23 protein-coding genes and 1 tRNA gene are annotated in these 25,559 nt (G+C 61.8%); 12 read left to right on the forward strand and 12 right to left on the reverse strand.

Features of this window, described 5'->3' with window-relative positions; translation table 11 throughout:
- Window positions 1–76 (reverse strand) — tRNA-Ile (locus tag AB8A50_RS00005).
- 152 nt (window positions 77–228) lie between these two features.
- Between AB8A50_RS00005 and AB8A50_RS00010 the strand changes: the two genes are divergently transcribed.
- Window positions 229–441 (forward strand): DUF1328 family protein, encoded by a 213-nt coding sequence (locus AB8A50_RS00010; protein WP_089267474.1) that lies wholly within the window; start codon window positions 229–231, stop codon window positions 439–441.
- A gap of 30 nt (window positions 442–471) precedes the next feature.
- Here the strand turns inward: AB8A50_RS00010 and AB8A50_RS00015 are convergent, their stop codons facing one another.
- A complete protein-coding gene (locus AB8A50_RS00015; RefSeq protein WP_170849793.1) occupies window positions 472–1,449 on the reverse strand; it encodes a Bug family tripartite tricarboxylate transporter substrate binding protein in 978 nt (325 codons plus the stop codon).
- 148 nt (window positions 1,450–1,597) lie between these two features.
- On the opposite strand from AB8A50_RS00015, the gene AB8A50_RS00020 reads away from it, so the two are divergent.
- On the forward strand, window positions 1,598–2,569 hold the full coding sequence (locus AB8A50_RS00020; protein ID WP_439076340.1) for a TAXI family TRAP transporter solute-binding subunit: 972 nt from the start codon (window positions 1,598–1,600) through the stop codon (window positions 2,567–2,569).
- Between the two features lie 204 nt (window positions 2,570–2,773).
- Here AB8A50_RS00020 and AB8A50_RS00025 read toward each other — a convergent pair whose 3' ends face one another.
- Window positions 2,774–3,997 (reverse strand): ABC transporter substrate-binding protein, encoded by a 1,224-nt coding sequence (locus AB8A50_RS00025; protein ID WP_439076341.1) that lies wholly within the window; start codon window positions 3,995–3,997, stop codon window positions 2,774–2,776.
- A 427-nt stretch (window positions 3,998–4,424) separates the two neighbouring features.
- On the opposite strand from AB8A50_RS00025, the gene AB8A50_RS00030 reads away from it, so the two are divergent.
- Both AB8A50_RS00030 and AB8A50_RS00035 read left to right on the forward strand, forming a co-directional pair.
- The gene (locus AB8A50_RS00030) at window positions 4,425–5,384 is read left to right on the forward strand and encodes an AraC family transcriptional regulator (protein WP_439076342.1); all 960 of its coding nucleotides are present in this window, start codon (window positions 4,425–4,427) and stop codon (window positions 5,382–5,384) included.
- A 197-nt stretch (window positions 5,385–5,581) separates the two neighbouring features.
- Window positions 5,582–8,239 (forward strand): autotransporter outer membrane beta-barrel domain-containing protein, encoded by a 2,658-nt coding sequence (locus AB8A50_RS00035; RefSeq protein ID WP_439076343.1) that lies wholly within the window; start codon window positions 5,582–5,584, stop codon window positions 8,237–8,239.
- Window positions 8,240–8,313: 74 nt separating this feature from the next.
- Here the strand turns inward: AB8A50_RS00035 and mobA are convergent, their stop codons facing one another.
- Window positions 8,314–8,943 carry a molybdenum cofactor guanylyltransferase MobA gene (gene mobA, locus AB8A50_RS00040; protein WP_309946799.1) on the reverse strand — a complete coding sequence of 210 codons (630 nt, stop codon included), beginning with the start codon at window positions 8,941–8,943 and terminating at the stop codon, window positions 8,314–8,316.
- Window positions 8,944–9,013: 70 nt separating this feature from the next.
- On the opposite strand from mobA, the gene AB8A50_RS00045 reads away from it, so the two are divergent.
- The 5 genes from AB8A50_RS00045 (at window position 9,014) to AB8A50_RS00065 (ending at window position 12,107) form a co-directional block, all read left to right on the forward strand.
- Window positions 9,014–9,262, forward strand: a complete 249-nt coding sequence (locus AB8A50_RS00045) for a sulfurtransferase TusA family protein (protein WP_089267468.1) — start codon at window positions 9,014–9,016, stop codon at window positions 9,260–9,262.
- Window positions 9,263–9,462: 200 nt separating this feature from the next.
- The gene (locus AB8A50_RS00050) at window positions 9,463–11,121 is read left to right on the forward strand and encodes an OFA family MFS transporter (protein WP_175367285.1); all 1,659 of its coding nucleotides are present in this window, start codon (window positions 9,463–9,465) and stop codon (window positions 11,119–11,121) included.
- Window positions 11,122–11,208: 87 nt separating this feature from the next.
- On the forward strand, window positions 11,209–11,472 hold the full coding sequence (locus tag AB8A50_RS00055) for a hypothetical protein (protein ID WP_089267466.1): 264 nt from the start codon (window positions 11,209–11,211) through the stop codon (window positions 11,470–11,472).
- Window positions 11,473–11,631: 159 nt separating this feature from the next.
- Window positions 11,632–11,928 carry a hypothetical protein gene (locus AB8A50_RS00060; protein ID WP_176454717.1) on the forward strand — a complete coding sequence of 99 codons (297 nt, stop codon included), beginning with the start codon at window positions 11,632–11,634 and terminating at the stop codon, window positions 11,926–11,928.
- Complete coding sequence (locus AB8A50_RS00065; RefSeq protein ID WP_439076344.1) at window positions 11,925–12,107, forward strand: hypothetical protein; 183 nt, start codon at window positions 11,925–11,927, stop codon at window positions 12,105–12,107. Before AB8A50_RS00060 ends, AB8A50_RS00065 begins: the two co-directional genes overlap by 4 nt.
- On the opposite strand, the gene dapA is transcribed toward AB8A50_RS00065, so the two are convergent.
- Complete coding sequence (gene dapA / locus AB8A50_RS00070) at window positions 12,104–13,078, reverse strand: 4-hydroxy-tetrahydrodipicolinate synthase (RefSeq protein ID WP_439076345.1); 975 nt, start codon at window positions 13,076–13,078, stop codon at window positions 12,104–12,106. The two genes, AB8A50_RS00065 and dapA, sit on opposite strands and share 4 nt — an antisense overlap.
- A gap of 10 nt (window positions 13,079–13,088) precedes the next feature.
- The gene (locus tag AB8A50_RS00075; protein WP_231077671.1) at window positions 13,089–13,358 is read right to left on the reverse strand and encodes a hypothetical protein; all 270 of its coding nucleotides are present in this window, start codon (window positions 13,356–13,358) and stop codon (window positions 13,089–13,091) included.
- Between the two features lie 229 nt (window positions 13,359–13,587).
- On the opposite strand from AB8A50_RS00075, the gene AB8A50_RS00080 reads away from it, so the two are divergent.
- Window positions 13,588–13,794, forward strand: a complete 207-nt coding sequence (locus AB8A50_RS00080) for a DUF6496 domain-containing protein (RefSeq protein WP_439076346.1) — start codon at window positions 13,588–13,590, stop codon at window positions 13,792–13,794.
- 148 nt (window positions 13,795–13,942) lie between these two features.
- On the opposite strand, the gene AB8A50_RS00085 is transcribed toward AB8A50_RS00080, so the two are convergent.
- Together AB8A50_RS00085 and AB8A50_RS00090 are read right to left on the reverse strand one after the other, a co-directional pair.
- Window positions 13,943–14,179 carry a hypothetical protein gene (locus AB8A50_RS00085; protein WP_439076347.1) on the reverse strand — a complete coding sequence of 79 codons (237 nt, stop codon included), beginning with the start codon at window positions 14,177–14,179 and terminating at the stop codon, window positions 13,943–13,945.
- Between the two features lie 19 nt (window positions 14,180–14,198).
- Complete coding sequence (locus tag AB8A50_RS00090) at window positions 14,199–15,086, reverse strand: Ku protein (protein WP_439076348.1); 888 nt, start codon at window positions 15,084–15,086, stop codon at window positions 14,199–14,201.
- 144 nt (window positions 15,087–15,230) lie between these two features.
- On the opposite strand from AB8A50_RS00090, the gene ligD reads away from it, so the two are divergent.
- A complete protein-coding gene (gene ligD / locus AB8A50_RS00095) occupies window positions 15,231–17,954 on the forward strand; it encodes a DNA ligase D (RefSeq protein WP_439076349.1) in 2,724 nt (907 codons plus the stop codon).
- A 107-nt stretch (window positions 17,955–18,061) separates the two neighbouring features.
- Here ligD and AB8A50_RS00100 read toward each other — a convergent pair whose 3' ends face one another.
- Entirely contained in the window at window positions 18,062–18,226 is a 165-nt protein-coding gene (locus AB8A50_RS00100) for a DUF3309 family protein (RefSeq protein WP_081422059.1), read from the reverse strand.
- Between the two features lie 155 nt (window positions 18,227–18,381).
- On the opposite strand from AB8A50_RS00100, the gene AB8A50_RS00105 reads away from it, so the two are divergent.
- Window positions 18,382–18,693, forward strand: a complete 312-nt coding sequence (locus AB8A50_RS00105) for a polyhydroxyalkanoic acid system family protein (protein ID WP_439076350.1) — start codon at window positions 18,382–18,384, stop codon at window positions 18,691–18,693.
- Window positions 18,694–18,923: 230 nt separating this feature from the next.
- Here AB8A50_RS00105 and treY read toward each other — a convergent pair whose 3' ends face one another.
- The 3 genes from treY to glgX are packed head-to-tail and all read right to left on the reverse strand — an operon-like array spanning window position 18,924 to window position 25,557.
- Window positions 18,924–21,716, reverse strand: coding sequence for a malto-oligosyltrehalose synthase (treY, locus tag AB8A50_RS00110; protein ID WP_439076351.1), 2,793 nt, complete (start codon window positions 21,714–21,716; stop codon window positions 18,924–18,926).
- Complete coding sequence (gene treZ, locus AB8A50_RS00115) at window positions 21,716–23,482, reverse strand: malto-oligosyltrehalose trehalohydrolase (protein ID WP_439076352.1); 1,767 nt, start codon at window positions 23,480–23,482, stop codon at window positions 21,716–21,718. The genes treY and treZ overlap by 1 nt, the downstream gene beginning before the upstream one ends.
- Window positions 23,479–25,557 (reverse strand): glycogen debranching protein GlgX, encoded by a 2,079-nt coding sequence (gene glgX, locus AB8A50_RS00120; RefSeq protein WP_093760720.1) that lies wholly within the window; start codon window positions 25,555–25,557, stop codon window positions 23,479–23,481. The genes treZ and glgX overlap by 4 nt, the downstream gene beginning before the upstream one ends.
- Window positions 25,558–25,559 lie beyond the last annotated feature (2 nt).

Below are 25,559 nucleotides of genomic sequence, written 5' to 3' on the forward strand. Positions count from 1 at the left end.
TGGTGGGCCCGGCAGGACTCGAACCTGCAACCAGACCGTTATGAGCGGTCGGCTCTAACCATTGAGCTACAGGCCCCGCCGGCGTCCAGCGGGCGTGAGGACCGGGGACGGCGGTGCAGGCATTCCTTATATCGGCCATCGCCTGTGGGCAATGCCGCGTTCCCGGGGGGCGGAACTTTGGCCGGGCGGTGGCGTTTGTCTGCGCAATTTCAACGTCGGGAGGCGCGGGTGTTTCGCTGGGCTGTCATCTGTCTGATCATTTCCCTGATTGCCGGCGGACTCGGCCTCACCAATATCTCGGCTTTCGCCAAGAAGCTCTCGATCATCCTCTTTGCGCTGTTCTTCCTCGGCTTCCTGGCTTTGCTGGGCTTCGCCTATCTCGTGGCCGGGGCGGTCAGCAGTTCTGAGCTGCTGCCCGCCATGGTCGCCGTGAGCGTCTAGCTCAATCGCTCCCGGATCAATCGACCCTGCTCAGTCGACCGAGACGCCGGCGAATTCCACCACCTTGCGCCATTTCTCGGTTTCGGCGGCAACCAGTTTGCCGAATTCCTCGGGCGTCATCGGCTTCGGTACACCGCCGGTCTCGGCGAGCCGTGCGATCAGCTTCGGATCCTTCAGCGCTTCGCCCACAGCCTTGTTGAGGGTGGCAATCACCTCCGGCGGCGTGCCCTTCGGCGCGGAGATGCCGTAGAAGCCGATGGACTCGAAGCCTGGCACCGTCTCGGCAATGGCCGGGACATCCGGCACGATGGGCCAGCGTTGCGGCGACGTGACGCCGAGCGCGCGGACGGTGCCGCCCCGCGACTGTTCGAGCGCCGTGGGCAGGTTGTCGAAGATCAACTGCACCTTGTTGGAGATGATGTCGGGAAAGGCGATCGCCGAGCCGCGATAGGGCACGTGGATCATGTCGCATTTGGTCATCGCCTTGAACAATTCGGCTGACATATGCACCGAGGTGCCATTGCCCGAGGACGCATAGGAGATCTTGCCGGGATTGGCCTTGCAGTAGTCGATGAACTCCTGGACCGTTTTCACGGGCATGCCATTCGACACCACCAGCATATTGGTGAGCTGCATGATGCTGGCGACAGGCACGGTGTCGCGGATGAAATCGTAAGGCAGCTTCTTGTACAGCGAGGCCGAGATTGCGTTGTTCGGCGCGACGAACAGCAACGTGTAGCCATCCGGCGCCGAGGTCACGGCCGCGGCTGCGGCGAGGTTGCCACCCGATCCAGCGCGGTTTTCCACGACGAATTGCTGGCCGAAATGATCCGACAGCCACTGTGCCATGATGCGCGCCACGATATCGACGGGGCCGCCGGCAGCGAAGCCGATCAGCCAGCGCACCGGGCGATCCGGATAGCCGGCGGCGGAGGCGGGGAGGGTTGTCGTGGCAAGGCTGGCGAAGCCGACAAGACACAGCACAGCGGCACGCAGAAAAGCGATCATAGTTCCTCCCAGACATGAAAATCGCAGCGCTGATGCGCAACGTCGTTCGATCGGGCTTGCCGCCCGTTACCTCCATGCTTTCATAGAATTCGGATTTTGCCTACAAGCTTGGTCGAACGATGCAGACCGAACGACGTCGAGGTGCCCCATGAAAATGATGCCGCTTGTTTGCGCAGCGTTCCTGACTGTCACGACGGCCATTGCGCAGGAGGGAGCCAAATCGATGTCGACCACCACGCCTCTCAGCTTGAGTCTCGGCACGGCGACGCCCGGCGGCGGCTTCCCGCTCTATGGCGACGCCTTTGCCGAGGTGATGAACAAGGCCGATCCGTCGCTGACGCTGGCCACGCGCAATACCAAAGGCTCGACCGAGAACATCCCGTTGCTCGAAGTCGGTCAGCTCGATCTCGCTTTGGTGGCCGGCGAGCCCGCTTATGAAGCGTTCAAGGGCATCGGCCGGGCGCCGACGAAGCTCAAGATCATCACCGCGCTGTATTCCAATCCGGGCATGTTCGTGGTCCGCGCTGACAGCCCCTACAAGACGATCCGCGATCTTGTCGGCAAGCCGATCGCCTTCGGTGCAAAAGGCTCCGGCCTCGTGTTCCTGTCGCGCTATGTGCTGGACGGGATCGGCCTCGATCAGGACAAGGATTTTCAGGCGGTCTATCTCGACCGCGCCGGTGACGGTCCGGCGATGGTGCAGGACGGCCGCGTCGCCGCATTATGGGGCGCAGGCCTCGGCTGGCCCGGCTTCAAGGCCATGAGCGAAAGCCCCGGCGGCGCGCGCTTCATTGCGCCCGATGCGGCGGAGATCGCGCAGATCCGTGCCAAGCACGCCTTCCTCAAGCCGATGCTGGTGGGCGCCAACAGCTATCCGAACCAGCCGGTGCCGATCGCGTCGGTGGGCTCGTGGAGCTACATCCTCGCGCGCGAAACGCTGCCGGATGAGGTCGCCTATCGTCTCGCGAAAACGCTGCACGGCGCAGAAGCCACGCTCGGCGCGCGGCTGGCGCAGGCGAAGGAGACGACAGCGTCGAACACGGTGGCGTCAGCGCCCGATGTGGCGCTGATCCATCCCGGGGTGCTGAAGTACTATCGGGAAATTGGATTGGTGAAGTAGCCGTTCTTTCTTCCCCTCTCCCCGCGCAGCGTAGCTGCGCTAGGTGGGAGAGGGTGGATGCGCGCCGAAAGGCGCGCAGACGGGAGAGGGGGCGCCACGGGCACCGCGCTTTGCTACTACCCCTCTCCCGTCCGCGCTTCGCGCGGCCACCCTCTCCCGCAAGGGGAGAGGGGAAGATGGAGCGCCGCCGATAGTTTTCGTCTACTACTTCTTTCCCAACACACAGGCCGGATCCGGCGGCCCGAATGCTTCCTCGCCGGAAATCTTCGCGAGGATCTTGTAGTAGTCCCACGGATACTTGGACTCTTCGGGCGACTTGACCTGTACCAGCATCAGGTCGTGCACCATCAAGCCGTCCTCGCGCAGTTTGCCGTTGCGTGCGAAGAAATCCTCGATCGGCTTCTCGCGCATCTTGGCGGCGACCTTCAGCGGCTCGTCGGTGCCGGCCTCCTTGATGGCGTTGAGATAGACCATGGTGGAGGAATAGACACCAGCCTGCCACATGGTGGGCATCCGCTTGGTCTTCTCGAAGAAGCGCTTCGACCAGGCGCGGGTCTTGTCATCCATGTCCCAGTAAAAGGCGGTCGTGAGCAGCAGGCCCTGTGCTGTCTGCAGCCCCAGCGAGTCGATGTCGGTGATCAGCGCCAGCAGGGCGGCCATCTGCTGGCCGCCCTTGAATACGCCGAATTCGCCGGCGGTCTTGATCTCGTTGATGTTGTTCGGCGGCCCACCGGCGATGCCGATGATCTTGGCTTTCGAGGCCTGCGCCTGCAGCACGAAGGACGAGAGGTCCGACGCGCCGAATGGCGGACGCACCGAGCCGATCACCTTTCCGCCAGTCTTGGTGACGATGGCAGATGCATCGCGCTCCAGCGCATGGCCGAAGGCGAAATCGTCGGTGATGAAGAACCACGTGTCGCCGCCGCGCTTCACCACTTCCTGCGCGGTGCCGACCGCAAGTGCGCGGGTGTCGAACACCCATTGCATCGTATAGGGCGAGCAGAACTTGCCGTGGAAGTCCGCAGCGCCGGTCGAATGGGTGATGAACAGCCGCTTGCGATCGTTGGCGACGTTCTGCACCGCGAGGCCGACGGCAGACACCGGCACGTCGACAATGAGATCGACCTGATCGACATCGTACCAGCGCCGCGCGAGACTGGCGCCGACATCGGGCTTGAGCTGATGGTCACCGATGATGATGCTGATCGGCTTGCCCAGCACGGTCCCGCCGAAATCATCCACGGCCATTTGCGCGGCCGTCACCGAACCCTGGCCGGAGGGCGTCGAGGCCGGACCGTTCATGTCGGTGAGCACGCCGATCTTGACGACATCGTCGGAGACCTGGGCGTTTGCGGATGTGGCGAGCAGCGCAAGCGCAAAAGCGCCAGCGAGTGAAAGTTGTGTGACGGTCAGTCTTTTCAAGCGCATGAATATTGCCTCCCCGGTGCTTTAGCTGTGTTACGCGTCACATGCAGGTCCCAGCTTTGGGCCGATCATGCAGCAGGTGTGAGGGCGCAACAAGTACGATAGCGCATGAAATCCAATGCTTGATATAGCAGGCGAGCAGAGCCCATCACGACGCTTTGACATATTGTAGTTGTATGCTAGTTGCCGCGCGCAGCGGAAATCATCACAACGCGCTCGCCTTTCGATGGGGCGGAATGCAAAGTTGCCGTGCCGGATCGAACGAAGTGCGATCTCAACACGACACATGCCTGCGCCTTGCCAGAGGCGCTTGACCGATAACCCGTTCGGCACGTGTAAGGCTCCATGAGCTGTGGACGGGGAGATCAAGGACCTTCGGTAAAGATGCCGACGCGATCATCCCAAAATCCTGAATACCGAAAGGCCGCCTGTGCAAAAGACTGCGTTTTCGTCCAAGGACTTGCCGCTTCATCTCGGCGAGAAGGCCAAGTTTGACTTGTGGCAGGATATTCACGTTGCGGAGATCTGGTCGGTCGAATACGCGGTGTCCGACAAACTCCCTTTCGAAGCTGTGATCGAAGCTACGAGTATCGGGCCGGTGGTTGTCGGCCAGATGGCCGGAACGATCAGGCAGGCGACGCGAAAGGAACGCAACATCGCCGATGATAGCAATGACAGCTATCTTCTGCTGATCAACAAGGCCGGCACTGAATTGACTGGCGGGCAGGTCGGTCGGGACTATGCTGTCGGCCGGGGAGAAGCGGCCCTCGTCACTGCATCCGAGCCCTTGCAAATGCTTGGCGCCGACGAGAATGTCTGGATGAATGTGGTGATCCCGCGCGAAGTTCTGTCGCAAGCATTTCCGCAGATCGATAGCAGGCTGGCACTGAAAATCGGCGACGACAACGAAGCGCTGGGTCTTCTCAAACGTTATTGTCACCTTCTTGAAACCGGCCCGGCCCTCGTGAATCCGGGTCTCATTGCGCATGCGGCAACGACGATCGTCGACCTCATCGGTCTGGCGACGGGTGCGAAGGGCGGGACCGCCGAGCTGGCGGGTCTGCGGGGGCTCCGTGCGGCGAGGCTGCAGGCGGTCCTGGCGAATATTGCAGACAATTACGCCAACCACGGCATTTCGGCGCAAGGCGTTGCGCGGGAGCTCAAGCTGTCGGCGCGTTACGTTCATGATCTCTTGCAGGAGACCGGCATCAGCTTTTCTGAACGCGTGCTCGAATTGCGACTGCAGAAGACCTACAGGATGCTGCAGGACCGGCACAGCAGTGCGATGCGTGTCAGCGAGATCGCCATGATCTGCGGCTTCAACGACATCGCCTATTTCAATCGATGCTTTCGCCGTCGCTTCGGCTGCACGCCGAGCAGCGCGCGATAGTCACTGCGCGATCATGCAGTTGCATGCGCGCAATGACGATTGGCGCTGTTGACCGATCGAGCGTTGCCTGACGGGCACACCGTTCGGGAAAGCAACGCATCTCTCTCCAGGACAATTCCTCTGCATTCCAGCCCAAGACACCGCCGCGGAGCAATGCGACTTCTGGTGCACGGCTACCGGTTCGCAAGAGGGAATATATGTCTCCACGTTCGACGACCAGCACCATCGGAAGACCCAGGCGATACCTGACGAATGCCAGTTATCTGGCGCTCGCGATTGGCTGTGTGACGCTTGTGTGCGTCGCCTTGCCCGCTCCGGCTATGGCGGTCGACTGGACGGGGACGACATCCACGGACTGGTACACACCCGGAAACTGGGATCTTGGCACCGTCCCGACATCAGTCCAATCGGTCGTGATCAACACCACCGGGCCCAACGCGACGCTGATCAGCGGCGGGACGGCGGCGGCCGGCACAACGAATATCGGCCTGAATAATACCGGCATGCTGACAATTTCGAACGGTGGCACCCTGGCGGGCGGCCAGGCCTTCCTCGGCAATCTGTTCGGCTCGGTTGGCACTGCGACCGTTACGGGCGCGGGCTCGGTCTGGAATGCTGAGGGAATGGTGGTCGGCTATCGTGGCGCCGGCACGCTGAATATCCTGAACGGTGCGGCCGTCGGCACCTCAGTGTGGGAGTTCTCTATCGGAGATCACTTTGGTGGTTCCGGGGCGGCGACCGTCGATGGCGCAGGTTCGATTTTGACCGCCAGCGATTTTGTTGTCGGTAACGGTGGAACAGGCACGCTGGTGGTTTCGAACGGCGGCACGGTCGTTGGTACAACATGGACGAGCTATATAGGGCAGGCCGCAGGTTCGGTTGGCACGGCAACGGTCACAGGTCCGGGCTCGCATTTGATCGTCGCCAATAATGGCCTCGCTATCGGTCAAATGGGAAACGGCACGCTCACGATTGCAAATGGTGGTGTCGTATCGGTCAGCGGCAATGTGCTTCTTGGCTTTCAAGCAGGCTCAGTGGGTACGCTCAATATCGGCGGCGGCACCGGAGCGGCGGCGGCCGCGCCGGGCACGCTCGATAGTGCGTCTGTCTTTTTCGGCAACGGGACCGGCGCGATCAATTTCAATCATACGAGCACCGGCTATACTTTTGCCCCGGATATCAGTGGGCCCGGATCGATCAACCAGCTTGCCGGCACAACTATCCTCACGGGCGATTCGGGCGGCTTCTCCGGCGCGACCAGCGTGACCGGTGGCCGGCTGGCCGTGAACGGCTCGCTCGCCAATTCGGTGGTGACGGTGTCGGGCGGCGGCATCCTGGGCGGCACGGGCACGGTCGGCGGCATCGCTGCCAATAGTGGCGGCATCGTCGGCCCCGGCAATTCGATCGGTACGTTGAACGTCAATGGCAATGTGATGTTTGCAGCGGGATCAATCTATCAGGTGGAGACCAACGCAGCCGGGCAGTCGGATAAAATTGCAGCGACAGGAAGCGCGACGCTGAACGGTGGCACAATCGTCGCCTCCGGTGCCGCGCCTCTCGGGAGCCAGTTTACGATCCTGACGGCAGCCGGCGGCATCAATGGCACTTTCGCCAGCGCCAGCGGAGCGACGGTGACGCCGTTCCTGGCCTACGGCCTGACCTACGATGCGACCAACGTCTATCTTGGCGTCAGCCGCAGCAACGTCACCTTCGCCTCGGTCGGATCGACCCGTAATCAGATCGCGGCTGGTGGAGGAGCAGATAGTCTGCCGGTTGGCAGTCCATTGGTGGGCGCACTGGTGCAGCTCGATGCGGCGCAGGCCCGCGGGGCCTTCGACCAGATCTCTGGCGAGGTGCATGCCTCGGTCAAGGGCGTCATGATCGAGGATACCCGCTTCCTGCGCGAGGCAGCGATCGATCGGCTGCGCGCTGCGTTTGACGGCGTCGGCGCGGCTGCCGCGCCGGTCACGACCTATGTCAACGGCCGCCCCGTGCTTGCACCAGCCGCCACCGACGGCATTGCGGTTTGGGGCCGCGGCTTCGGCTCCTGGGGGCAGTGGAACGGCGACGGCAATGCTGCAACCGTCAAGCGCGATATCGGCGGCTTCATGGTCGGTGCCGATGCGCCGTTCGTCGATGGATGGCGCGTCGGTGCAATCGGCGGCTACAGCCGATCGAGTTTCCGCGTTGGCGATCGTAATTCCTCCGGCGCCAGCGACAACTACCATGGCGGCCTCTATGGCGGCACGCAGTGGGGCGATCTCGCTTTCCGCTCCGGTCTTGCCTATACGCGGCACGATCTCTCGATCAATCGCTCGGTAGGGTTTCCGGGCGTCGCCGAGTTGCTGAGGAACAACTACAGCGCCGGCACCACGCAGACCTTCGGCGAGTTAGGCTATCGCATCAGGGCAGGGCGGACGCCGCTTGGCCATCTGGCTTTCGAGCCTTTCGCCAATCTCGCTTATGTGAATCTGTCGACCGATGGCTTCACGGAGAAGGGCGGCGCCGCCGCGCTCGCCAGCCGCAGCGATACCACCGGCGTCACCTTCACCACGCTGGGGCTTCGGGCGTCGACAGGCTTTGATCTCGGCAACGGGATGACCGCGACGGCGCGTGGCATGCTCGGCTGGCGTCATGCCTTCGGCGACGTCACGCCGACCTCGACCATGGCCTTCGCCGGTGGATCGCCGTTCACCGTTGCTGGCGTCCCGATTGCGAGGAATGGCGCCGTCGCTGACCTTGGCTTTGACGTCAATGTCACGCCAGACGCCGTTCTTGGTCTCACCTATGGCGGGCAGTTTGGCTCCGGTGTCACCGACCAGACCTTGCGAGGCAATTTCGCTGTCAGGTTCTGACGCGATCGCATCATGTCGAGAGGCGGCCTGACGGCCGCTTCTCGGTCGATGTCATTCCAAACGGCGATATGTCGTTAGTTGTCATCCAGCTTTGCAAGCCGTTCGGCTTCGGCGATGTCGTCCATCGTATTGGCATTGAAGAACGGATCAATAGGATCAGTCGGCCATTCCACGGTTGCGAGTCTGTAGCGGGACGTCCAGCGGCCGACCTTGCGGATGTCCTCGTTGACGAGCGCGTGCCGTAACTCATGGCGCAGGGAGACATCCCACAGGCCGACGACGGGGTGCGATTGCCCGGCCGATGACGCGACAGCAAGCTGCGCATTCTCCGCGGTGCGGGCCTGATGCAAGCGGGTGACGAGATCGCGCGGCAGGAACGGGCAGTCGCCAGCGACGCTGAGCATCCATGTGACATCCGGTCGGTTGGCGGCTGTCCATTCCAGACCTGCGAGAATGCCGGCGAGGGGGCCGGGAAAATCCGCGACGTCGTCGGCAATCACCGGCAGACCGAAGGACGCAAATCGCGCGGGATCACCATTGGCGTTCAGCACCAGTCCGTCGCATTGCGGCGCGATGCGCGCGATCACGCGGGCCAGGATGCTGCGGCCACCGATCTCGCGCATCGGCTTGTCGCCGCCGCCCATCCGGCGCGCGAGACCGCCCGCGAGAAGTACGCCCGGAGTGGCCGGATATGTGTTCGTCATCGTCATACCGCTGCATATGACATTTGGCGCTGGCCCGATATAACGCAGTTGCACCAAATGGAACTGTGCGATGCCCGTGACCAAGCTCGACCTGACCGGATTGAAATGCCCATTGCCGGCGCTGATGACGCGCAAGGCGATGAAGGCTCTGTCGGTCGGCGACCGGCTCGAAGTCCACTGCACGGACCCCCTCGCAGTGATCGACATCCCTGCGTTGATTCAGCAAAGCGGTGATCAGATCGAGACCTCTGAACGCAGCGGCGATGTGATGATCTTCTTCATCGAAAAACGAAATGCTGCGATTGCAAATCGCGATTGAATTGCTGCGATGCAGTGGAAATCATTGAGAAATTTTCGCTCCTGATACCTTTGGACTATCGACTCCCGCAGTCGCTTCTGGCCCTGTTCTAAAGTGCGAGCGTGCGTGAATCTTTGTCCGCGCGCCGCAGGGGAATTGACGAAGCGACTTTTTCAAATCGCAGACCGGCTCAGAAGGGTCGGCTGCAGGGGAGAACTTTCATGACAAGTGTGGGCAACGCCGGAACACTGTCTGGCACCAAGCCAGGATTGCTGGAACGCGAACGCATCATTGCGACCGCCGGCTTCAACCGGTGGCTGGTTCCACCTGCTGCACTCTGTATTCATCTCTGTATTGGCATGGCCTACGGCTTCAGCGTGTTCTGGCTGCCGCTGTCGCAAGCAATCACGACACCTGCCTCGAAGGAAGTGTGCGAGGGCATGAGCCTCGCCACCGAGCTGTTCACCACCACCTGTAATTGGAAGGTCGCCAGCCTCGGCTGGATGTACACGCTGTTCTTCGTGCTGCTCGGCGTCTCCGCCGCCATCTGGGGCGGCTGGCTCGAGCGGGTCGGGCCGCGCAAGGCGGGCTTCGTCTCGGCGATGTGCTGGTGCGGCGGCCTCGTGCTCGGTTCGATCGGCGTCTACACGCATCAGCTCTGGCTGCTGTGGATCGGCTCCGGCGTGATCGGCGGTGTTGGTCTCGGCCTCGGCTACATCTCGCCGGTATCGACGCTGGTGAAGTGGTTTCCGGATCGTCGCGGCATGGCGACGGGCATGGCGATCATGGGCTTCGGCGGCGGCGCGATGATCGGATCGCCGCTGGCTAACCTCTTGATGAATTATTTCAAGACCCCGACCGATGTCGGCGTCTGGCAGACCTTCCTCGCCATGGGCGTCATCTACTTCGTGTTCATGACCATTGGTGCGTTCTCCTATCGCATCACGCCACCGAACTGGAAGCCGGAAGGTTGGACCCCGCCGGCTACGGCGAATGCGATGATCACCACCGGCCACGTGCATCTCGACAATGCGCACAAGACCAAGCAGTTCTGGCTGATCTGGGGCGTGCTCTGCCTGAACGTGTCGGCGGGCATCGGCGTCATCGGCATGGCCTCGCCGATGCTGCAGGAAATCTTTGCGGGCAAGCTGATCGGTGCGCCGGACCTCTCCTTCAGCCAGCTCTCGGCTGCACAGAAGACGGCGATCGCCGGCATCGCCGCCGGCTTCGCGGGTCTGATCTCGCTGTTCAACATCGGCGGCCGCTTCTTCTGGGCGTCTTTGTCGGACAAGCTCGGCCGCAAGAATACCTACTACACGTTCTTTATTCTCGGTATCGTGCTGTACGCGCTGGTGCCGACCTTCGCGGCGATGGGCAGCAAGGTTCTGTTCGTGCTGGCCTTCGGCATCATCCTCTCGATGTATGGCGGCGGCTTCGCGACCATCCCGGCCTATCTCGCCGATATCTTCGGCACCCAGTTCGTGGGTGCGATCCACGGCCGGTTGCTGACGGCCTGGGCGACTGCGGGCATCGTCGGTCCGGTGGTGGTGAACTACATCCGTGAATTCCAGATCGCTGCCGGCGTGCCGCGGGCGCAGGTCTATGACTTCACGATGTACATCCTCGCCGGCATGCTGGTGCTGGGACTGATCTGCAACATGCTGGTGAAGCCACTGGCGCCGCACTGGTTCATGAAGCCGGAGGAAGTCGCGAAGTTGCAGGCCAAGGGCGCCGAGGCGGCGTCGGCCGGCGGAGGCTCCTATGGTATCGGCAAGGGCGGTTTCGACGGCGCAGCCATTGCCTTCTGGGCTTTCGTCGGTGTCCCGCTGTGCTGGGGTGTCTGGCTGACGCTGCAGAGCGCCGCGCGCATCTTCCAGTAAAACCTGCGCGGGACCGGCAGCGAAAGCTTCCGGTCCCGTTTCACATCTGACGAAAAATCTTCAAAACAAGCACATTCGGGGATAACGATGACACGCATCACTACGGGCCTCTTGGCCGCACTGTTCGTTGTGACTTCAATGGGCGTTGCTTCGGCACAGGCGCCTGCGACGCCGGCAACCCCTGCTGCGCCCGCCAAGATGAAGCTGAACAAGCAGAGTCTGAAGGACATGAAGGCGAAGTGGAGCGCCAACAAGGGCAAGCTCAAGGCCTGCCGCAAGGACGTCAAGGTCAAGGGCCTCGCCGGCGACGACCGCTGGTTCTACATCGAAGACTGCATGGCCAAGAGCTGAGCGAGCGCTGGTCTTTCCGGCAGTTCCAGCCTCCTGATCTTTATGCCGCGCCTATGAACAGGCGCGGCTACCCGTCTCGATTTCATATGGCGATGTCCGCATCTTCTCACCATCCCGACGCGCTCATGCGCCAGGGATTTGAGAAGACGGACAACGACCATGACGATGTTCTACAATCGCGATACGCAGCTGCACGATTTCTCGGCCGACAGCGCCTATCGCTCCTATCTCATCAGCCGCAATCAGCCGCCGATCGTCCATCACTCGGGCGACATCCAATGGAAACGGCTTTGCGTAGCCATCAGGCTGACGCGTAACCACATCAAGGGCTTCTTCGCCGCCATCCACATGGCCCTGGTGGCCGACAAGATGCGCCGCGCGCGGCGTGAACTGGCGCGCGTCCGTGTGCGCGCCGCTGATACGCCGGTGCTTCAGGATCGCCGGAGCGAGCCATGAGGGAAGACCGTTCTGCAGCGCTATTCGCGCGTATCGGCTCCTACGCGACTATCATGCCGGGCATTCTCGCCCGGCTATGGCGTTTCGTCATTGGACCTGCTGTCTATCGGCCGGCCGCGCATTATATGCGCGGACCCGGCCCGAAATGTCGTGAGAAGAACGAGCGCCCGCAAGCCTAGCGGGCGCGGCGCAGGGGCGGTGCGTCGTCGGGCTGTGCCCAGATCGCTTCCATCGCGGCGCGTACCTGCTGCTGCTCGGCATCTGTAAGCTCGATCAGCGGCAGGCGCACGGCGGCACTCCCCAGGCCCCGCAAGGTCAATGCATATTTCACTGCCGATGTAACCTGATCCGGCGGCAATGCCGCGGCGAGTGGCGCCAGCATGTCGGAAATGGTCGTCGCATAGCGCGGGCAGCCCTGGCGGGCCGCGTAATACATGCCGCGGCAGAGCTGCGGCGCTACATTGGCCATCGCGGAGACAACGCCGTCACCGCCGAGCAGCAGATAGGGCAGGGCTGCGGTGTCCTGTCCCGTCAGCATCCGGAAACCCGCTGGCAGCAGCGGCCGCAATCGCGCGAGCCGTCCGGCGTCGCCGGTGTCGTCGCGCAGGCCTATCAATCGTGGCGAGGCGGCGAGACCGATGAGCGTGTCGTCGGCCAGCGGACGGGCACAACGCGACGGTGCGTCATGCACAATGACCGGCAGCAATGTCGCCTCCAGGATCGCACGGAAATGCGCTGCGATGCCACTTGCCGTCGGGCGGTTGTAATACGGCACGACCGAGATGACGGCATCGGCGCCGGCAGCCCATGCCAGCCGCGTCGATTCAATGGCGCGGCTGGTGCAGTTCGATCCCGCGCCGGCAATGACGTGGATGCGCCCGCGGGCGACGCCGGCGGCGGTGCGGATCAGCGTAGCGCGCTCCTTCGAGGTGAGCGTGTCGGCTTCGCCGGTGGTCGCGCCGACCACGATGGCACTGGCGCCGGCGCAGACCTGACGCTCGCACAACCGCGCGAAAGTGAGGAGATCGAGCGCGCCATGCGTGTCGAACGGCGTCGGCAGATCGGCGATGATGCCGTGCAGCCAGTCGTTGGCGTGATGGGAGGCATGAGCTTGCGGGAGGGCATGAGCCCGAAGAGCAACTGTGGACATGGCGGGAAGCTCAGGCGACGCGCCGTTGTTGTAACCGTTCGACAGAGGTTGCTGCCGTGAAAGGCAGGGCGTTCATATCGAGTTCGATGAGGCCCGCCATCTCGATGATAGCTTCGGGGCGATGGCCGTTCTCGAACAGTGCATAACGCACGGCATTCGCGCGGCTGACGAATAACCCGCCGAATAGGCCGTTTTGCTCCTGCGCGACCCACTGGCCGCGGCCGTTCTTGCCGATGAAAACGAGGGATGAGCTACACGAGGGAGGTTCGATGGTGATCACTTGCAGTCTCCAGTTCATTCGCTTGAGCGAATGGCTGCAAGATGATCGGCTGCCCGTTTGAAAACGAGATGAGCGGCGGTGCCGCGTTATAGGGATTTCATAAGTGCGTTCGTTCGCACATCACCCACGCGGAACCATCACCGATGATGACGATTGATCGTTTCGATCACAACGGGAGCATGGAATGGCGAAATATTCCAAGAAGGCCGCCGCAAAGGTCGCGCGGGCCATGAAGAAGCGCAAGGCCGGCACGCTGAGAAGTGGTCGTTCGAAAAGGAAGGTGACCAGCCGCAAACAAGCGATCGCCATCGGCCTGTCGGAAGCTCGCGCCGAGGGCAAGAAGGTGCCGAAGAAAAAGACGGTGAAGAAAGCCAGCAAGAAGACGGCGGGGAAAAAGAAAGCGGCAAAAAAATCCCGGAAGTCGACGAAGGCCTGAGGCTGCGCCGATGTACGTTGATCGACGCATATGAACCAATCTTCGTTATGCTCGGGCTTGTTCCGGGGATCCACGTCTTGGGGAGAGAAAAGACGTAGATGGCCGGGACAAGCCCGGCCATGACAGTTTCGACCGAAGCGTCATCGCCTCACTTCGTCTGCAGCGTCGCCTTCAGCAGGTGGTCCCTGCATTCATCGTCCTTGCCCTCCGCCATTGCTTCGCTGGCCAGGCCGATCTCGTCGGAAGCGGTCTTCTTTTGCTTGCCATCGGCCATCTTGGCGATGGCTTCGGCGACGAAGGCGATATTCGAGGCGTTGCATTCCCGTGTCTGCAGTTGCTGCGCCTGCGCTGCCGCGGTCGACATCACCGCGATGCCTATGATCATTCCCAAAATCTTCATGCCCTCAGCTTGCCTTGCGATGTCGCGCTGATGACCGCGCAGCCTTCTTGACCGGGCGCTTGCGTGCTACATGTGGTCGTGACGACGAAGCGCGTTTGGTCGACTTGCCCTTGCCACCCTTGAGGCTCGCCTTCAGCGCATCCATCAGGTTGATGACGTTGTCCGGCTTCTCCTCCTTCTCGACGACCTTCACCGGCTTGCCCGCAGCCTTGCGCTTCACCAGCGTCTTCAGCGCGGTCTCATATTCATCCTTGAACTTGCTGGGATCGAAATGCGACGCCTTGCTGTCGAGGATATGCGCCGCAAGGTCGATCATGTCCTTGGAAATCCTCGGGCTCTTGATATCGTCGAAATAGTCCTCCTCGTCGCGCACTTCATAGGGGAAGCGCAGCGTGGTACCGAGCAGGCCCTTGCCGAGCGGCTCGATGGCGATGATGTGCTCGCGATTGGTGAGCACGATGCGCGCTAGCGCCACGCGGTCCTTGTCCTTCATGGCATCGCGGATCACGGCGAACGCATCGGCGCCGGCCTTGCCGTCGGGCGCGATGTAATAGGGATTGTTCAGATAGCGCCGATCGATCTCGTCGCGCGGCACGAAGTTGTCGATGTCGATAGTGTGATTGCTCTCGATCTGCACGGCCTCGAGCTCTTCCTTCTCGATCTCGACATATTCGCCCTTGCTGATCTCGTAGCCGCGGCCCTTCTGCTCCTTCTCCACGACGTCGCCGGTCTCGACATCCACCATCTGCTGTTTCAGCCGGTTGCCGGTCTCACGGTTGATCATGTGGAATTTGGTTTTCTCGACCGAGGTCGCGGCCGGATACAGCACCACCGGGCAGGTGACGAGCGACAGCTTGAGAGAGCCTTTCCAGTAGGCGCGGGGCGGGGCCATACTCGTCCTCCAACTCGATCTACAAAATGACGCGCACCGGCCGCAAAGTATTGCGCCGGCGTGGATTTCCAGGAACTTCAACGGCAGTTGCCGGTTTTGGTTCCGGGCCGGATCATGCGCCCAATGTGGTGAGTGGGGGACGGTGTGGCCGACAAGCAGCTTCAGATCTACCGCCGGAAACGCGATTTCGCGGTCACCAAGGAGCCATCCGGCAAGATCGTGGTTGCGCCAGCCAAGCGTCGCCGCTTCGTAATCCAGAAACACGATGCCACGCGGCTGCATTACGACCTTCGGCTTGAGATGGACGGCGTGTTCAAGTCCTGGGCGGTCACGCGCGGGCCATCGATGGATCCCGCTGACAAGCGCCTCGCTGTCGAGGTCGAGGACCATCCGCTGGATTACGGCGATTTCGAAGGCACGATTCCCCGGGGACAATATGGCGGTGGCACCGTGCAGCTGTGGGACCGTGGCTATTGGGAGAGCGACGACCCGGACAAGGGCTTCAAGAAAGGTGACCTCAAATTCACGCTGGATGGCGAGAAGCTGCATGGCGGCTTCGTGCTGGTGCGCATGAAGCATGACCGCAATGGCGGCAAGCGCACCAACTGGTTGCTGATCAAGCATCGCGATGAGTTTGTGAGGGAGGGCAACGCCAACACCATTCTCGACGATGATAAGTCAGTGGCATCCGGCCGGACCATGAGCGCCATCGCCTCAGGAAAAGGGAAGGCGCCGAAGCCGTTCATGATCGCGAAGACGGCGAAGATCAAGCCGGACGCGGTGTGGGATTCCAGCGAGGGGAGTGCTGCTGATGCGCGTGCGAAGAAGGGTGTGAAGACCAAGGCGGATGTCGGCAAGCGTGCGACCAAGAAGATTGCAGCAAAGAGCGCCGTGACAAAAAAGGCAGCCAGAACCTCCATGAAGCCGGTCAAGGTCGCAAGGATGCCTGGCTTCGTCGCGCCTCAACTTTGTACCGTCGTGGATCGGCCGCCCTCCGCGGATGGCTGGGCGCATGAAATCAAGTTCGACGGCTATCGCGTGCAACTCCGCGTCGAAGACGGCGAAGCCACGCTGAAGACACGCAAGGGGCTCGACTGGACGGAGAAGTTTCAGGCCATCGCCAAGGAAGCCACCGGCCTGCCGGACGCTATCATCGATGGCGAGATCGTCGGCCTTGACGCTCATGGCGCGCCGGATTTCGCGGCTCTGCAGGCGGCGCTGTCGGATGACGAGACCGATACGCTTATTTTTTTCGCGTTCGACCTTCTGTTCGCCGAAGGCGAAGATCTGCGGAAGCTGCCGCTTGGCGAGCGCAAGGAGCGATTGAAGGCGCTACTCGACAAAGCCCGCGGCCGTCGCAAGGAAAGCCTCATTCGCTATGTTGATCATTTCGAGACTGGTGGTGACGCCATTCTGCAGTCGGCCTGCAAACTGTCGCTGGAAGGCATCGTCTCCAAGAAGCTGTCGGAGCCCTATATGTCCGGCCGTTCGCAACACTGGACCAAGGCCAAATGCCGGGCCGGCCATGAGGTCGTGATCGGCGGATGGAAGAGTAATGCCGGCAAGTTCCGTTCGCTGATGGTCGGCGTCAATAGAGGCGATCATCTGGCCTATGTCGGGATCGTCGGCACCGGATTTGGCCAGGACAAGGTCACGCGCATCATGCCGGCGCTGAAGAAAGCAGCGGCGAAGACCAGCCCGTTCGGCGGCAAGGAGACGCCGCCGGGTGGCCGGGACGTGCACTGGCTCAAGCCCGAACTGGTGGCCGAGATCGAATTCGCAGGCTTCACCGGCGCGGGCATGGTGCGTCAGGCGTCATTCAAGGGGCTGCGGCACGACAAGCCGGCCGATGAGGTCGAGGCCGAGACTCCCAAGAGGACCGAACTTGTCGAGCCGACGCCGAAGCGCAGCGCGAAGAAAACTGCCAAAAGCTCCGCAAGAAAAGCCGCGCCCGCAAAAGCTGCGGCAGGCAATGCCGTTGTCATGGGCGTATCGATCTCCAAACCCGACAAGGAGCTATGGCCGGATGCCGGCGATGGCGAGCCGGTTACCAAACGCGGTCTCGCGGTGTATTTCGAAGCCGTGGGCGACTGGATGATGGACTATCTCAAGGGTCGCCCGTGTTCGATCGTGCGCGCGCCCGACGGCATCGACGGGCAGCAGTTCTTCCAGCGCCACGCAATGCCGGGGACATCCAACCTGCTCGAACTCGTGAAAGTCTCCGGTGACCGCAAGCCTTACCTGCAGATCGATCGCGTCGAGGGTCTTGCGGCCGTCGCGCAGATCGGCGGGCTCGAACTGCATCCGTGGAATTGTGCGCCTGATGCTCCGGATACACCGGGACGTTTAGTGTTCGATCTCGATCCGGCGCCTGATGTGGAGTTCATTGCCGTCATGGATGCGGCACGCGAGATGCGCGAACGGCTCGCGCGCCTCGGCATGGAGAGTTTCTGCAAGACGACCGGCGGCAAGGGTCTGCATGTGGTGGCGCCACTGCTGCACGGCGCGAAGGACAAGGTCGACTGGAAAACGGCGAAGACATTTGCGCAGGCCGTGTGCCAGCACATGGCCAGTGACGACCCCGAGCGCTATCTGCTCAACATGTCGAAGAAGCTGCGTGGTGGAAAGATTTTTCTCGATTATCTGCGCAACGACCGGATGTCGACCGCGGTCTCGGTGCTGTCGCCGCGGGCGCGAAAGGGGGCCACGGTGTCGATGCCGCTGACATGGCCACAGTTGCGCAAAGATCTGGATCCGAAGAATTTCACTGTGCGCAGCGTCCCGTCGCTAATGGCGAAGAGCAAGGCGTGGGCGGGTTACGAGGATGCTGCGTCGTCGATCAAGTCGGCGATCGGGAAAATGAAATGACTCTTACCGTCATTACTCGCTTTCGCGGGTGATGACGGTGAGAGCGTACGCACATGGAAAAGCGCGCGATCCTTCCGGATCGCGCGCCTTGAAATCAATATCCGCTCTTACAGCTTACCAAGCAGCAGGAGGATCAGCAGAATTACCACGATGAGGCCAAGACCGCCGCCGCCGTAATAGCCGGTGCCGTAGAACGGACCGCCGCCGATACCGCTGAAACCACCAAGCAAGGCGATAATCAGAATGATCAGAATGATAGTACCAATGGACATGGATTTCTCCTCAGCCTGGCAGACGGACAAGCCTGCTGCCTTCATGCGATAAAAACGCGCAGGCATCCCCAAGGTTCCATGAGTGAAACTTCGATTACGACTACCCTCGGGCGAAATCGCGCTTACATCCGTGCGAGCTAACAAAGGATCATGAGATGTCTGCACCGCTCGTCGTTTCCATTCCGCACAGTCTCGGCCGCGAGGAAGCTGCGCGCCGGCTCAAGACAGGACTGACACGCGCAGCAACTAATGTACCAATGTTGAAAGTTGACGAGGAGCGCTGGGACGGCGACCGGATGATCTTCCGCGTCCGTGCCATGGGGCAGGCGGCGTCCGGTCATGTCGATGTAGCCGAGGATCATGTCACTGTCGAAGTGCTGCTGCCCTGGTTGCTGCAGCGTTTCGCGGAAGTGGCGCAGGCGGCGATCAAATCGCGCGGAAATCTGCTGCTCACAAAAAAGAGTTGAAGCGGCGATTGCGGCGTGCAGAAAATCTCACGCATCTTCAATGTCTGCTGCTGCGCAACATAAAAATGCCGTGCGATAGTGCGGCGCACACGAGTTTGATCGTAAACCACTCGCAAACAATTTGATGAAAAGCTTTGAGCACGCGGAGGAAGGGAACCGACCTTTCTCGAGTCGGCACGACATCCGCCAGGCCGTCCGGCCATCGATCCCGGGCGGCCTTGTCGTGTGTGCTATCGCAAACGCGTCGAACGAATGCGTTTCGGCGCGGCATGTGCCTTCACGATCGCCATCGGAATCTGCCTGAAGAGCTTGGCAACGGAGAGCTGGATCGCGCCGTTCTTCTGCGCAGAACCTTCAACGAGGTAGCCGGGCGCGATCACTGTCGCGTCGAAGGCCGTCGCCTCCGGCCAATGCCGCCCGCCTTGTGTCGCTTCGGAAAAAGCGCGTGGGATCACGACGATTGCCGCGTCGCGCTGATGCCGCCGAGCAAAGGCGATGATGTGCGCGGCATGAGGTCCGGTCACTTCAAGTGGTTCGTAATCGCCATCGGTGAAGACGGCTGCCATCTCGGTGCGGCGTTTCAAAAGCTCGCGCGTCCAGGCGAGCTTGATGTGGCCATCATCCCAGTGCTGCGCCAGTGCCGCCCAATCCGGTTGCTGCAGTGCCTTCAGCACTTTCGCGCGTTCGGCGAAATCCACCGGGCGGCGGTTATCGGGATCGACCAGCGAGAAATCCCAGAATTCGGTGCCCTGATAGAAGTCCGGCATGCCGGGAATGGTCGCTTTCAGCGTGATCTGGCTGAGTGAATTCAACGCGCCGATCAGCGATGTGCGTTTGGCAAAGGTCTCAAGCGCTGCAAGAAATTCCGGCGACTGGGCCGGGTCGAGAATGCGCTCCAGAAACGTGCGCAGACCCTTCTCATAGGTGTCGTTGGGGTTGAGCCAGCTCGTTTCCTGCTTGCCCTCGCGCGCCGCCTTCAGCGCATAGGCCTGCATCCGCTCGAGGAAGGAATTGTCCTGCCCGCCGAGCGGCCATGCGCCGATAAGCGCCTGGTACAACATATACTCAAACGCTGCGGAGGGCGCGCGCATTTCGCCGTCAACAATCAGATGCGGCGCGTTCAGCAACTTCCAGCGGCTGACAGCACTGGCCCATTCACCGGGCATTTCGGCCAGCGCCAGCAAACGCGCGCGGGCATCCTCGCCGCGCTTGGTATCGTGGGTGGCCGTCGAAGTCATGCCATGCGGCCGCTCGAGCGCGCGTGTGATCATTATCTCGTGGAACGTGGCGACAGGTATCGCTTCCGCTGCCGGCTCGCCGCCAACTTCGTTGAACGCCAGCAGGCGATGATAGCGATAGAAGGCGGTGTCTTCGAGCGACTTCGCCATCGTCGGCCCGGTGAACTGCTGCACCTTCAATGCAAAGCGTCGCACCCGCGGCTTGCTATGTGCGGGGCGGCCGGGTTTCAGCAGGTCCAGCGTCAGAGCGTCGCGCAAGAAGTCGAACAAGCCTTCATCGGCACCGAACCAGTCGGCGCGAGCCTTCTCGATGGTCGTGGCGATCAGTTGTCGGTCGAGGGCAGATGGACCGGCGGTGGAGAGATAGGTGCGATAGACCGGGAAATGCAGCACGTAAAGTTCGAAAGCCTGACGCAGCGTGTCGGCGGAGAAGTCGCGCGTCGAATAATGCCCGTTGGCGATCCGTGCCAGCAGACGCGTCAGCACGGTGAATTCGCTGAGCAGCAGCGTATCGAGCACGCGGCGCTTGGCTTCCACCAGTTGCGGTTCGAATTTCGGCGAGACGTTGCTCACCTGTCGCCAGGTTTCGCCCAGTGGTTCCAGGCCTTTTTCTTCGACCAGCACCTGCGTGATCACATTGAGCCATTCATAGCCGGTGGTGCCATGCACGCCGGCGAAGGGCACCAGCTTCTCGTGCTCGCCGAGAATCTTCTCGACCACGACATAGAACGGCTTGGTGCTGTTGCCATGCGCCTCGCGGATCAGCCGGCGCAGCCGTTGGAAATATTGCGAGGGATCGTGAAGGCCGTCGATGTGGTCCAGCCGCAACCCCTGCAGCTTGTCTTCGGTAATCAGCCGTTTGACGAGCGAATGGATCGCCTCGAACGTATCGGCGTCCTCGATACGCAAGCCAGCCAGCGTATTGACGTCGAAGAAGCGGCGGTAATTGATCTCGCTCGATGCCAGGCGCCACTGACCGAGCTTGTAGTGCTGGCGCTCCAGCAGCATGTGCATGGCCTGAATCTGGGCGGGCCGATCCAGCCCGGCGCGATAGGCGTCGAGGCCGCGCGTGATAACCTCGGCAGCGCCGTCGATCGACGCCAGCTGCTGCTTGAAAGCCGGGGCTTCCCGCCGGTTGGGATGGCGGAGGCCTTTGTGCCTGGCCGCCAGTGTCAGGATTGCGCGGCCGGCTGGCGTGTTGCCGGCATCGGCTTCCTTGACGATGGTGCGCAGCATCTCGCTGTAGCGCTCCGGCGCGATCGGCAGCCGGTGTTCGAAATACCAGGCCGAGAAGCTGCCTTCCTCGGCGTCGTATTTCAGCTCGATCTCGCCATTGTCCAGTGCTTGGCCATAAGAGCTACCGATGATCGGTAGCAGCAGGCCGCCGCGTGCGCGATAGGGCAGGGTGTCCCAGTCGATGTCGAAGGAGACGGCGTGCGGCGAGGCCTGTCCCCATTCCAGCACGTCGAGCCACCAAGGATTGTCTGCGAAATGCACGCCCACATGATTGGGCACAAAGTCGAGGATCAGGCCGATATCGTTGGCCTTCAGCGCGGCACTCAGGCGCTCGAAACCTTCTTCGCCGCCCAGCTCCGGATTGAGCTTGGTGTGATCGACAATGTCATAGCCATGGGTCGAGCCGGCGCGCGATTTCATGAATGGCGACGCGTAGAGATGCGTGATGCCGAGTTCCTTCAGATAGGGCACGATGCCCGCGGTGGCATCGAAATCGAAATCCTTGGTGAGTTGAATACGGTAGGTCGCGACGGGAATCGCAGGAGCCATTATCTATCTCCGATCCGCCATACGACGGACCACGGCGTCCCCACGCCGGTGGTAGTGTTACCCCAAATTGTTGTGCCTGTGCTCGGCGGTGCTGCGTTGACGGCCTTGTCGGAAAGATTGGCCGTGAGATGCAGCCTGCTGCCGTCACCCATTGTCCAGAAGGCCGTGAGCCAACCGTCCTCGCTCGCCTCAGCCTGGCCGAACCGTGCGCCAGCGAGATGCGGCACGATATGCTGCTTGCGCAATGCGAGCAGCTCGCGAACCAGCGTCAGCCGCGTCTTGCCCGTGGTCGTTTCGCGATTATCCCAATCGAGGAAGGCCGAGCGGAACGAGCTCTCGTCCAACGGATCGGGAATCTCGTCGCCATATTTTTCGTAGGCGCTGGCGAATTCCTTCTTGCGGCCATTGCGTACGGCATTGGCGAGATCGCCTTCGAAATCGCAGAAAAACGGGAATGGCACCTTCGAGCCCCATTCCTCGCCCTGAAACAGCATCGGCACCATCGGCGCCAGCAATGTAATGGCCAGTGCAGCTTCGATGGCCTCGGGCTTGGCCAAGGTTTCCAGCCGATCGCCAAGCGCACGATTACCGATCTGGTCGTGGTTCTGCAGGAAATTCACGAAGGCCGCCGGTGCGAGTTCGCCTGATGGTTCGCCGCGCGGTGCGCCGTCGCGATGCGCCGACGACTGGCCCTGATAGGCGAAGCCCGAGCCCAGCGCCCGTACGATATGATCGAGCGGCTTCGGTGCGTAGTCGCTGTAATAGCCCTTGTCCTCGCCGGTGAGCAGCACGTGCCAGGCATGGTGATAGTCGTCGTTCCACTGCGCACGATATTTGCCGCGCGGCGGGTTGGTGGCGGGATCGAGCAGAGTGGCGCGGTTGTCGTCGTTCTCGAGCACCAGATGGATCAGCCGGCCGGTGTCGGCGGCCAGCTTGCCGACCTCGCGGCTCAGCTCGTGCAGCATCGGGATCTCGCCCTGTTCGGGAATCGCATGCACGGCATCGAGCCTGAGCCCATCGAAGCGATAGTCACGCAGCCACGCCACGGCATTCTCGATCGCGTAGGCCCGCACGTCCGGCAGGCGATAGTTGATCGCCGAGCCCCACGGCGTATGCGCCTCGCCGAAGAAGGACGGCGCATATTGCCCGATGTAATTCCCTTCCGGGCCGAAGTGGTTATAGACGACGTCCAGAAACACTGTCAGCCCACGCAGATGCGCCTCGTCGATCAGCGCCTTCAGATCGTCCGGGCGGCCGAACATCGCGTCCGGCGCATACCACAGCACACCGTCATAACCCCAGTTGCGCTTGCCGGCGAAATCGGCCAACGGCATCAGCTCGAGTGCGGTGATCCCGGTGGCGATGAGATGATCGAGCTTGTCGATCATCGCGCGATAGGTGCCCTGCGGCGTAAAGGTACCGACATGGGTTTCAATCAGCACGGTCTCTTCCCACGGCCGCCCGCGCCAGTCGGCTGCTCGCCACGCATAGGTCCTGTGATCGATGACTTCGGAAGGGCCGGCGATATCGTTCGGCTGAAAGCGTGAGCCGGGGTCGGGCACGTCGGTCTTGCCGTCGATCCTGAAGCGATAGGTGTCGCCAGCCTCGACACTTGCGACCTCCGCAGTAAACCAGCCGTCTTCGCCGGGCTTCAAGGGATGGGATTGATTCCCAAGTACCACGTCGACGCGTTGCGCAGCCGGCGCCCAGAGGCGGAAGACCGCGCCTTTCTCGGTCAGCTGTGGTCCGAACGAATGAGCGCTCATGCTGGCGTCCCCGCAAAGGCAAGCACCGAGCGCGGCGGCGCATCGATATCGCTACCGGGCGGCAGGATAGCGATGGAGAGCTTTTCGTCGGCGGTGTTCAGCACCTGCCGCCAGTTCTTGTATTCCAGCATCTTCGGCAGCTTGAACGGGATGCCCTCAGGCGCCGCATTCAGCACGATGAAGATCGGGTTGGTGTTGTCGCCGGAAGCGCTAAGCACATAGGACAGGAAGCGCCCGTCTGGAAAAGCCCAGTCCGTCTCGGTCATCTCGTCGGCCGAGGGCGTCAGCCACAGTACCCCATAGCTGCCATCGGCACGGCGGCCGTCGAGCCAGCGCTGCGTGGTGATCTGCGGGAAGCGCTGCCGCAGTTGCGCCATATGGCCGATGAAGTCGGTGAGATCGTCGTCCTTGTCGCCGAGATTGTCCCATCCGACCCAGCCGATCTCGTTGTCCTGGCAATAGGCATTGTTGTTGCCGCCCTGGGTGTTGCCGACCTCGTCGCCGGCCAGCAGCAGCGGCACGCCCTGCGCGAGGAACAGACAGGCGAGCTGGTTCTTGCGCAGCTGTCGGCGCAGCGCCAGCAGCTCGGGATCGTCGGTCGGGCCCTCGACGCCGAAATTGTTGCTGAGGTTATCCGAGGAGCCGTCGCGATTGTCCTCGCCATTGGCCTCGTTGTGCTTCTCGTTATAGGCAAACAGGTCGGCCAGCGGGAAACCGTCATGCACGGTGACATGGTTGATGCCGGCGCGCTGCTTGCGGCCGTCATGATTGAACACGTCTGACGAGCCGGTCATGCGGCTGGAGACTTCGCCGATCAGCGAGCCTTCGCCGCTCCAGTAGCGGCGCATGGCGCTGCGATATTTGTCGTTCCATTCCGACCACTGCGATGGAAACGCGCCGACCTGATAGCCGCCCATGCCGAGGTCCCAGGGCTCGGCGACCATTTTGACGTTCGCGAGGACAGGGTCCTGCCGGATGGCGGTGAGGAAACCGCTATTGCGATCGAAACCATTCGGCCCGCGCGCCAGCGTAGTCGCAAGGTCGAAACGAAAGCCATCCACGTGACACACCTCGACCCAGTAGCGCAATGAATCCATCACCATCTGCAACACGCGCGGATGCGTAAGGTTCATCGAGCTGCCACAGCCCGTGAAGTCGTCATAGAATCGTGGATTGTCCGGCATCAGCCAGTAATAGGAAGCGTTGTCGATGCCGCGATAACTCAGCGTCGGGCCGAGATGATTGCCTTCGGCGGTGTGGTTATAGACCACGTCGAGCATCACCTCGATGCCCGCATCATGCAGCCGTGCGACCGTCGTGCGGAACGCATCGAGCGGATTGTCGGTGCCGTAGCGCGCTTCGGGGGCGAAGAAGGAGAGGGTATTGTAACCCCAGTAATTCACCAGCTTCATCTCGACTAGACGCCGGTCATCGACGAAGCTGTGCACCGGCAGCAGCTCGATGGTGGTAACGCCAAGCCGTTTGAGATGCTCGATCATCGACGGTGACGACAGGCCGCGATAGGTCCCGCGCAGCCCTGGCGGCACGTCCTTGCGGGTCTGCGTCAGGCCTTTGACATGGGCCTCATAAATGATGGTGTCTTCCCAGGGTACGCTGGGACGCGCTTCCTTGCGGCCCCAGTTGAAGGTCTCGTCGACCACCACGGCCTTCGGCATGCCGCGCGCATTGTCGCGGCGATCGAAGGACAGGTCCTCGCGCGACGAGCCAGTGCGATAGCCGAAATGTGCATCGCTCCAGACGAGACGCCCGGCCAGTTTCTTGGCATAGGGGTCGAGCAGCAGCTTGTGCGCATTGAAGCGATGGCCATGCTCCGGTTCATAGGGCCCGTGCACGCGATAGCCATAGAGTTGGCCCGGCGAGACATCGTTGAGATAGCCGTGAAAGACGTGCTCGTTATACTCCGGCAGTTCGATGCGCTCGAGCTCGCGCCGCCCCTGGCTGTCGAACAGACACAGTTCGACCTTGGTGGCGTTCGCAGAGAACAAGGCAAAGTTGGTCCCCCGTCCGTCCCAGCTTGCGCCGAGGCGGGAGGGCATGCCGGCAGATAGTCTCATGC

Origin of the sequence: Tardiphaga sp. 841_E9_N1_2 (genome assembly GCF_051811065.1) — a bacterium.
Classification (GTDB): Bacteria; Pseudomonadota; Alphaproteobacteria; order Rhizobiales; family Xanthobacteraceae; genus Tardiphaga; species Tardiphaga robiniae.

What these genes read in the sequence shown, in the direction of transcription:
- mobA (WP_309946799.1), bottom strand. Translation starts at nt 8,943, where the DNA reads ATGACGAACACATATCCGGCCACTCCGGGCGTACTTCTCGCGGGCGGT.
- AB8A50_RS00080 (WP_439076346.1), top strand. Translation starts at nt 13,588, where the DNA reads ATGAAGAAGCGCAAGGCCGGCACGCTGAGAAGTGGTCGTTCGAAAAGG.
- glgX (WP_093760720.1), bottom strand. Translation starts at nt 25,557, where the DNA reads ATGAGACTATCTGCCGGCATGCCCTCCCGCCTCGGCGCAAGCTGGGAC.
- AB8A50_RS00100 (WP_081422059.1), bottom strand. Translation starts at nt 18,226, where the DNA reads ATGTCCATTGGTACTATCATTCTGATCATTCTGATTATCGCCTTGCTT.
- dapA (WP_439076345.1), bottom strand. Translation starts at nt 13,078, where the DNA reads ATGTCCACAGTTGCTCTTCGGGCTCATGCCCTCCCGCAAGCTCATGCC.
- AB8A50_RS00035 (WP_439076343.1), top strand. Translation starts at nt 5,582, where the DNA reads ATGTCTCCACGTTCGACGACCAGCACCATCGGAAGACCCAGGCGATAC.
- AB8A50_RS00015 (WP_170849793.1), bottom strand. Translation starts at nt 1,449, where the DNA reads ATGATCGCTTTTCTGCGTGCCGCTGTGCTGTGTCTTGTCGGCTTCGCC.
- AB8A50_RS00055 (WP_089267466.1), top strand. Translation starts at nt 11,209, where the DNA reads ATGACACGCATCACTACGGGCCTCTTGGCCGCACTGTTCGTTGTGACT.
- AB8A50_RS00065 (WP_439076344.1), top strand. Translation starts at nt 11,925, where the DNA reads ATGAGGGAAGACCGTTCTGCAGCGCTATTCGCGCGTATCGGCTCCTAC.
- AB8A50_RS00025 (WP_439076341.1), bottom strand. Translation starts at nt 3,997, where the DNA reads ATGCGCTTGAAAAGACTGACCGTCACACAACTTTCACTCGCTGGCGCT.
- AB8A50_RS00050 (WP_175367285.1), top strand. Translation starts at nt 9,463, where the DNA reads ATGACAAGTGTGGGCAACGCCGGAACACTGTCTGGCACCAAGCCAGGA.
- AB8A50_RS00105 (WP_439076350.1), top strand. Translation starts at nt 18,382, where the DNA reads ATGTCTGCACCGCTCGTCGTTTCCATTCCGCACAGTCTCGGCCGCGAG.
- AB8A50_RS00020 (WP_439076340.1), top strand. Translation starts at nt 1,598, where the DNA reads ATGAAAATGATGCCGCTTGTTTGCGCAGCGTTCCTGACTGTCACGACG.
- AB8A50_RS00060 (WP_176454717.1), top strand. Translation starts at nt 11,632, where the DNA reads ATGACGATGTTCTACAATCGCGATACGCAGCTGCACGATTTCTCGGCC.
- treZ (WP_439076352.1), bottom strand. Translation starts at nt 23,482, where the DNA reads ATGAGCGCTCATTCGTTCGGACCACAGCTGACCGAGAAAGGCGCGGTC.
- AB8A50_RS00045 (WP_089267468.1), top strand. Translation starts at nt 9,014, where the DNA reads ATGCCCGTGACCAAGCTCGACCTGACCGGATTGAAATGCCCATTGCCG.
- AB8A50_RS00090 (WP_439076348.1), bottom strand. Translation starts at nt 15,086, where the DNA reads ATGGCCCCGCCCCGCGCCTACTGGAAAGGCTCTCTCAAGCTGTCGCTC.
- AB8A50_RS00085 (WP_439076347.1), bottom strand. Translation starts at nt 14,179, where the DNA reads ATGATCATAGGCATCGCGGTGATGTCGACCGCGGCAGCGCAGGCGCAG.
- treY (WP_439076351.1), bottom strand. Translation starts at nt 21,716, where the DNA reads ATGGCTCCTGCGATTCCCGTCGCGACCTACCGTATTCAACTCACCAAG.